Origin of the sequence: Synechococcus sp. OH2, assembly GCF_047462155.1 — a bacterium.
Classification (GTDB): Bacteria; Cyanobacteriota; Cyanobacteriia; order Thermostichales; family Thermostichaceae; genus Thermostichus.
In genome coordinates this window covers 66,956-73,082 of sequence record NZ_JANSIR010000095.1, presented here as the reverse complement: position 1 = coordinate 73,082, position 6,127 = coordinate 66,956, and the positions used below count along the sequence as shown (strand labels likewise).

Sequence of the window (6,127 nt, the reverse complement as noted above, 5' to 3'; positions counted from 1 at the left end):
CCCGGCAGGGGGGTTTACCCAAGTGGGTCTTCTCCCTGCCCCCCTGCCGGGAACGGCGACTTTCCCGGTGCTGAACCAGCCGGAGCAGGTGGGCCGCTACCGCCGCCGACCTGGGGATTCCCGCTGGCTGCCCTGGGCTGCTTTGAGTTTGGAGGACAAGGGAGAGACCGCCAACCCCTGGGGAGAGCTGGCCCAGGCAGGAGCCATTGGCTTTGCCACTTCCTTTAGCAGCACATCATCCGCAGGTTCCCCGGTCTTGTTGCGCCGGGCCCTGGAGTATTTGCGGCCTTGGAATAAACCACTGCTGGTTTGGGCCTGGGATCCCACCCTGGCGGGCTCGGGCAGCCTCTACGAGGGGGTGTGGGCCCTGCGCCTAGGGCTGAAGGGGATCCCAACTAGTGCCGAAACTGCCGCCTTGGCCCGCCTCCTAGAAGTGATGCGCAGCGTTGCCTCGCCGGCGCCGGTGCATGTGATGCGCCTTAGCCAAGCCCGCAGTCTAGAGCTTGTCCAGCGGGCTCAGACGGAGGGGCTGCCAGTTACCGCCAGCACCACCTGGATGCACCTGCTCTTGGCGGAGGAAGCCGTCTTGGAGCACGGCTACGATCCCAACCTGCGCCTGCTGCCTCCTCTGCCACACGTCGCCGACCGGGAGGCCCTTATTGCCGGGATCCGCAGCGGCAGCCTGGGCATCGCCACGGATCATGCTCCCTACACCTACGAGGAGAAAACCCTGCCCTTTGCCGAGGCTCCTCCTGGGGCCATAGGCCTGGAGTTGGCCTTGCCGCTGCTGTGGCAAAACCTGGTGGAGACGGGATTGCTAACAGCGCTACAGCTCTGGTCGGCCCTCAGCCTCTACCCGGCCCGCTGCCTGGGGTTGGAGCCGCCCTGTCTGGATCCCGGCAGTGACTGGGTGCTCTTTGATCCAGCCCATACCTGGACAGTTTCAGCAGCTACCCTCCGCTCTCACTCCCAAGCTACTTCCTGGCTGGGCAAGACGCTGCGCGGCAAGGTGTTGCACACCCACGTTGAAGAAGGAAGCTAGCCCTGAGGCCGAGACCGGCAAAACCCGTTCTCGTTGCCCGCAGGGCCGTGAATCCCCTCCCATGCAAACCCAGATCCTCCCCCCCACCCCTGAGCACCTTGCCCTGGCGGCTGAAGCGCTGCGGCAGGGCCAGTTGGTGGCCATGCCTACAGAAACGGTCTACGGCCTGGCAGGCCACGGCCTCAACGAGCAGGCGGTGGCCAAGATCTTTGCCGTCAAGGAGCGCCCCCGCTTCGATCCCCTGATCCTGCATCTGCCGGCTGGGTTGGATCTGGAGGCACTGCAGGGCTGGCTGGTAGATCTGGCGGCTTTTACTCCCGCCGCTCGCGCTCGCCTGGGATCCCTCGTCAACACCTTCTGGCCGGGGCCGCTGACCTTGGTGCTACCTAAGGGATCGCAGGTGCCGGATCTGGTCACCAGCGGTTTGCCCACCGTAGCCCTGCGGGTGCCGGCCCACCCCGTAGCCCAGGCTTTGCTGCAGGCAGTTCAGGTGCCCTTGGCTGCCCCCAGCGCCAACCGCTTTGGCCGCCTCAGCCCCACCTCGGCCCAGGCTGTCTACGCCGAGTTGGCGGGGCGGATCCCTTACATCTTGGACGGGGGGGAGTGTGCCGTAGGCGTGGAATCGACAGTCCTCAAGCTCAGCCCAGACGGCACTCCCACCTTGTTGCGCCCCGGCGGGATCCCACAGGAAGTTTTGGCATCCCACCTCAATTTGCCCCTCAGCTCTCCCCCTGCCCCAGACCGCAAGGAGAGGCCAGAGGCTCCCGGCCAACTGAGCAGCCACTACGCCCCCGGTAAGCCCCTCTGGCTTTTGCCCACTGCCTTTACCCAGCTTCAGCCCGAGGACTGGCAACAGTTGCAGCGCTTGGCCACCGGCCACTCGCACCTAGGCATTCTCAGTTTCGCCGCCAAACCAGAACCGCTGGCAGAAAGCCTCTCCCACCACTGGCCTGAGGTCACCTTTACCCTAGAATGTCTGGGCCCGGATCCCAACTTGGCGGCCCGCGCCCTCTTTGCCAGCCTGCGCCGCCTGGATGAGGGAGCGGCCACTCTGCTGTTGGCCGAACCGCCACCGGTCGTCACCGGCCTAGGTTATGCGATCATGGATCGACTACGACGGGCCAGCCGCTCATGGAAGTCTCCCCTCTCGTCGCTATCGTAATGGGCAGCGATTCGGATCTGCCCACCCTGGCACCCGCTGCCCAGGTGTGTGAGGAGTTCGGGATCCCCTACCAACTGCAGATCCTCAGCGCCCACCGCACCCCTGAGGCGATGGTGGACTTTGCCCGCCGCGCCCATACTCAAGGGATCCGCGTCATCATTGCCGGCGCCGGCGGGGCAGCCCACTTGCCGGGGATGGTGGCGTCTCTAACTCCTCTGCCGGTCATTGGGGTGCCGGTGTTTAGTCAATCCCTACAGGGGCTGGACTCCCTCTACTCGATTGTGCAAATGCCCAAAGGGATCCCAGTAGCCACCGTGGCCATCGGCAATGGCTACAACGCTGGGCTCTTGGCCGTGCAGATCTTGGCCAGCGGCGATCCCGCTCTGCAACAACGGGTGCTGGCCTACCGGGAAAGCCTTAAGCAAGCGGTGCAAGAGAAAAACGCCCAGTTGCAAACTCAAGGGTGGAAAGCCTACCTCGGCTCTGCCGGCAGAGCATGATTAGTAACATAATTAGGAAGCGAACATAGTTAGGAAGCGTTGACCTGTCTTGCCACCTTGGCAGGGGCCAGATGGGACGAAGTCTTGGAGTTACCGACAGTGAAGGATCGGTCAGGTCGCCCCTCTTCCGGCCAGGGATCCTGGCGGGAGTATCTGCAGCGGGTTCAGAAAGGGGCAGTGGAGAGGGGATCCCAGGTGGCCCTGTGGCTACTCTCGGGGCCGCAATGGCGGGTTTTGGCCCTGTCGGGCTTGGCCTTGGCGGGGCTGGCTTTTTGGCACTGGCGGCTAGCTCTCTCTCTAGCTGTGGGCAGTGGGGCAATGCTGGGGCTGTATGCTGCGCGCAGCCCTGAGTTCAGCCGCCGCTGGCAGGAGTTGCAAGCCTGGTTTCGCCAAGCCGATCGCTCCCTGCTGCTTGCTGTTGTCGGGGGGGCAGGTGCCACCCTGGGCACCTACATCGTGGTTTCCATCTGGGCAGAATCCAGCCAGCGCTGGCTGGCCACGGGCGCCATTTTGCAAGGGCTAGCCACCTTTGCCCTGTTGGCGCTGCTGTTTTGGGAGTGGCTCAGCCGCCGCCAGGAGCGGCAGCGTTCCCAACTGGAGCGAGATCTCAGCGACATTGCTTCCCCCGACTCCTACCGACGGCTGCTGGGCGTGCGTCGGCTGCAGAGCTTGATGCCATACCTGGATGCCGAGCAGACGCGGCTAGCGGTGGACTACCTCCGCCTCGCCCTTGACCAAGAAACCGTGGCTGTCGTCCGGGAAGCCCTGCTGGAAGCTCTGCAGGGGTGGGGTATTCTGCGTCGCCTCAACGATTTGGCCGACCTCAAATGCCCCGAAAGCAGCGGGGATCCCTCTTCAGGTCGAAACCGCAGTGTCTAGAGGTCTCCCGCAGGCTGGCAAATCTTCAAAGAGCGGCCTTCCAGAGGATAGAGTGGAAGGGTTCTCCCTTAGCAGATCGCGGTTCTCTATGACCCCCACCATTGAAGTGCCCAAGCGAGGCTTACCCGTTACCATCATCACGGGTTTTTTGGGCAGTGGGAAAACCACCCTGCTCAACCACATCCTGCGCAACCAGAAGGGGATGCGCACAGCGGTACTGGTCAACGAATTTGGGGAGATTGGCATCGACGGCGAGCTGATTGTCTCCAGCGAAGAAGACCTCGTAGAGCTCAACAACGGCTGCATCTGCTGCACCATCCGCGACGACATTGTCGAGAGCGTGCTGCGCCTGATGGAGCGCTCCGACAAAATCGACTACCTGGTGGTGGAGACCACAGGACTGGCGGATCCCTTGCCGGTTGCCCTCACCTTTTTGGGGCCAGAACTGCGGGATCTGACACGACTGGACTCGATCATCACGCTGGTGGATGCTACTAACTTCGCCCCCGACCTGTTCAACAGCGACGTCGCCTACAGCCAAATTGCCTATGGGGATGTCATTCTCCTCAACAAAACGGACTTGGTTGAGCCGGCGGAAATCGAACGCTTGGAAAAACGCATCCGCGAGATCAAGGAAGATGCCCGCATTTTGCGCACGGTCAACAGCGCAGTGCCCCTGGAGCTGATCCTGGATACAGATCTGTTTCAGTCCAGCTCTCTGCCTCAGGAGGAGGCTCACGACACTGAGCATGGGCACGAGCATGACCATGAGCATGACCATGAGCACGACCACGAACACGGCCACGAGCATGGCCACTCGCACCGCAGCCACATCGAGGTTGATGGTTTTAACTCCCTGGCTTTTGAGAGCGATCGCCCCTTTTCTCTAGACGCCTTCCAGAACTTTCTCAATGAGTTGCCCGAGGCAGTCTTTCGGGCCAAAGGGATCCTGTGGTTTGAAGAAAGCCCAGAGCGACATATCTTCCACCTCAGCGGTCGGCGCTACACCCTCAGTAGCGATGCATGGCCTCGCCAGCCCAAAAACCAGCTGGTGCTCATCGGCCAGCACCTCGATACGGCTAAGCTGCGGCAAAAGTTGGAAGCCTGTCTTGTCCCTGCACCCGTCCAGGGCTAAGAACTGGATGGCAGCTTAGAAGCGTCGGGCCCCGTTCCCCCAGCCTCGCGAGGGGAGCCTTGAGAGAGGGCATCCCAGCCATGTCCGACATTTTTGTGATGATCCGCAACCAGGCCAACAACGCCCTCACTTCCATCGACGGGATCCCTTTTGTCGCCTTTCTGGAGCGGGAGGGGCAACTGATTGCGGAAGAAACCATCGAGTTAATCTACGCCGACGCCGGCTTTGATGACCTGCCGATTGGAGAATACACTGTGGGGGTACGGCATGAACAGGTGGAGCCGCCAAAAGCCACCTGCCCAGTTGCGATTAGGGGTGCCGACGAAGTTGTTTTGGTAACATTTGTTTACCTTGAGCCCGAGCGGGTTCTGCTGAACGCTCAGATTGCTGTGGAAAAAAGGTTGTAACCATGACCGTCAAAGTGATCCCATCGCACTCCATCAAAGCTTTTCGCTATCGAGTGTTTTGTTTGGGACAAGATCTCTGGAATGCCCGGGATCCGATTAGCCGTGCCAACCTGGCCCTACAACTGGCCGACGCGGCCACAACCCTGGCTCGCATGGAAGTCCAAGCCGCTCAGCCCTTCAGCTCAAGCCCTTCCTATTCCCTGCCAGAAGCAGGCCATAGGTGATTGATCCAGGCCGGCCTTGAGGCCAGAGGCAAGGGATCCCGCCTGACCCGCATCACTCCCACTCGATGGTGCCTGGCGGCTTGGAGGTGATGTCGTAAACGACACGGTTGACGCCGGGCACCTCGTTGACGATGCGGTTGGAGATGGTGGCCAAGAGGTCATAGGGCACCCTGGCCCAATCCGCCGTCATGCCGTCTTCGCTGGTAACCAATCGTACTACTACCGGGCAAGCATAGGTGCGCTTATCCCCCATCACCCCCACCGAGCGCACTTCCGGCAGCAGCACGGCAAAGGCTTGCCACAGCTTGGGGTAGTAGCCGGAGCGGTTGATCTCCTGGCGGACAATCATGTCGGCCTCGCGCAGGGTTTCCAGACGCTCCTTAGTGACCTCGCCCACAATGCGGATGGCCAGGCCCGGCCCTGGGAAAGGATGGCGGCCAACAATTTCTTCCGGCAAACCCAGTGAGCGGGCCAGTTGCCGCACCTCATCCTTGAAAAGCTTGCGCAGAGGTTCTACCAGCTTAAAGCGCAGATTTTCCGGCAGGCCGCCGACATTGTGGTGGCTTTTGATCTTGACGGCGATGCGCTCTCCGGTCACCGGATCCACATTCGTGTTGGCCGACTCGATCACATCGGGGTAAAGAGTACCCTGGGCTAAGTACTCGAAGGGGCCCAGCCGCTGGGATTCTTCCTCAAAGACGCGAATAAACTCTGCCCCAATGCGCTTGCGTTTCTCTTCCGGGTCGGTAACTCCCTTCAACTGTTGGAGGAAGCGCTC

8 protein-coding genes are annotated in these 6,127 nt (G+C 61.6%); 7 read left to right on the top strand and 1 reads right to left on the bottom strand.

What is annotated here, in order from left to right; translation table 11 throughout:
* The 7 genes from NW835_RS08835 to NW835_RS08805 all read left to right on the top strand — a co-directional run.
* The coding region (locus NW835_RS08835) for a dihydroorotase (RefSeq protein WP_414415082.1) at positions 1-1,042 on the top strand (1,042 nt) is incomplete at its 5' end.
* 61 nt (positions 1,043-1,103) lie between these two features.
* On the top strand, positions 1,104-2,204 hold the full coding sequence (locus NW835_RS08830) for an L-threonylcarbamoyladenylate synthase (protein WP_414364529.1): 1,101 nt from the start codon (positions 1,104-1,106) through the stop codon (positions 2,202-2,204).
* Positions 2,174-2,704 (top strand): 5-(carboxyamino)imidazole ribonucleotide mutase, encoded by a 531-nt coding sequence (gene purE, locus NW835_RS08825; RefSeq protein WP_414364528.1) that lies wholly within the window; start codon positions 2,174-2,176, stop codon positions 2,702-2,704. The genes NW835_RS08830 and purE overlap by 31 nt, the downstream gene beginning before the upstream one ends.
* Positions 2,705-2,743: 39 nt before the next feature.
* Entirely contained in the window at positions 2,744-3,583 is an 840-nt protein-coding gene (locus tag NW835_RS08820) for a hypothetical protein (RefSeq protein ID WP_414370266.1), read from the top strand.
* Between the two features lie 88 nt (positions 3,584-3,671).
* Positions 3,672-4,718, top strand: a complete 1,047-nt coding sequence (locus tag NW835_RS08815) for a CobW family GTP-binding protein (RefSeq protein WP_414370267.1) — start codon at positions 3,672-3,674, stop codon at positions 4,716-4,718.
* Between the two features lie 80 nt (positions 4,719-4,798).
* The gene (locus tag NW835_RS08810) at positions 4,799-5,125 is read left to right on the top strand and encodes a hypothetical protein (RefSeq protein WP_414365025.1); all 327 of its coding nucleotides are present in this window, start codon (positions 4,799-4,801) and stop codon (positions 5,123-5,125) included.
* A gap of 2 nt (positions 5,126-5,127) precedes the next feature.
* Entirely contained in the window at positions 5,128-5,349 is a 222-nt protein-coding gene (locus NW835_RS08805; RefSeq protein ID WP_011430503.1) for a hypothetical protein, read from the top strand.
* Between the two features lie 52 nt (positions 5,350-5,401).
* Here the strand turns inward: NW835_RS08805 and guaA are convergent.
* A partial coding sequence (gene guaA, locus NW835_RS08800; protein ID WP_414415081.1) for a glutamine-hydrolyzing GMP synthase occupies positions 5,402-6,127 on the bottom strand: 726 nt, incomplete at its 5' end.

Coding starts and splice junctions, on each gene's coding strand:
- NW835_RS08830 (WP_414364529.1), top strand. CDS start 1,104: ATGCAAACCCAGATCCTCCCCCCCACCCCTGAGCACCTTGCCCTGGCG.
- purE (WP_414364528.1), top strand. CDS start 2,174: ATGGAAGTCTCCCCTCTCGTCGCTATCGTAATGGGCAGCGATTCGGAT.
- NW835_RS08815 (WP_414370267.1), top strand. CDS start 3,672: ATGACCCCCACCATTGAAGTGCCCAAGCGAGGCTTACCCGTTACCATC.
- NW835_RS08810 (WP_414365025.1), top strand. CDS start 4,799: ATGTCCGACATTTTTGTGATGATCCGCAACCAGGCCAACAACGCCCTC.
- NW835_RS08805 (WP_011430503.1), top strand. CDS start 5,128: ATGACCGTCAAAGTGATCCCATCGCACTCCATCAAAGCTTTTCGCTAT.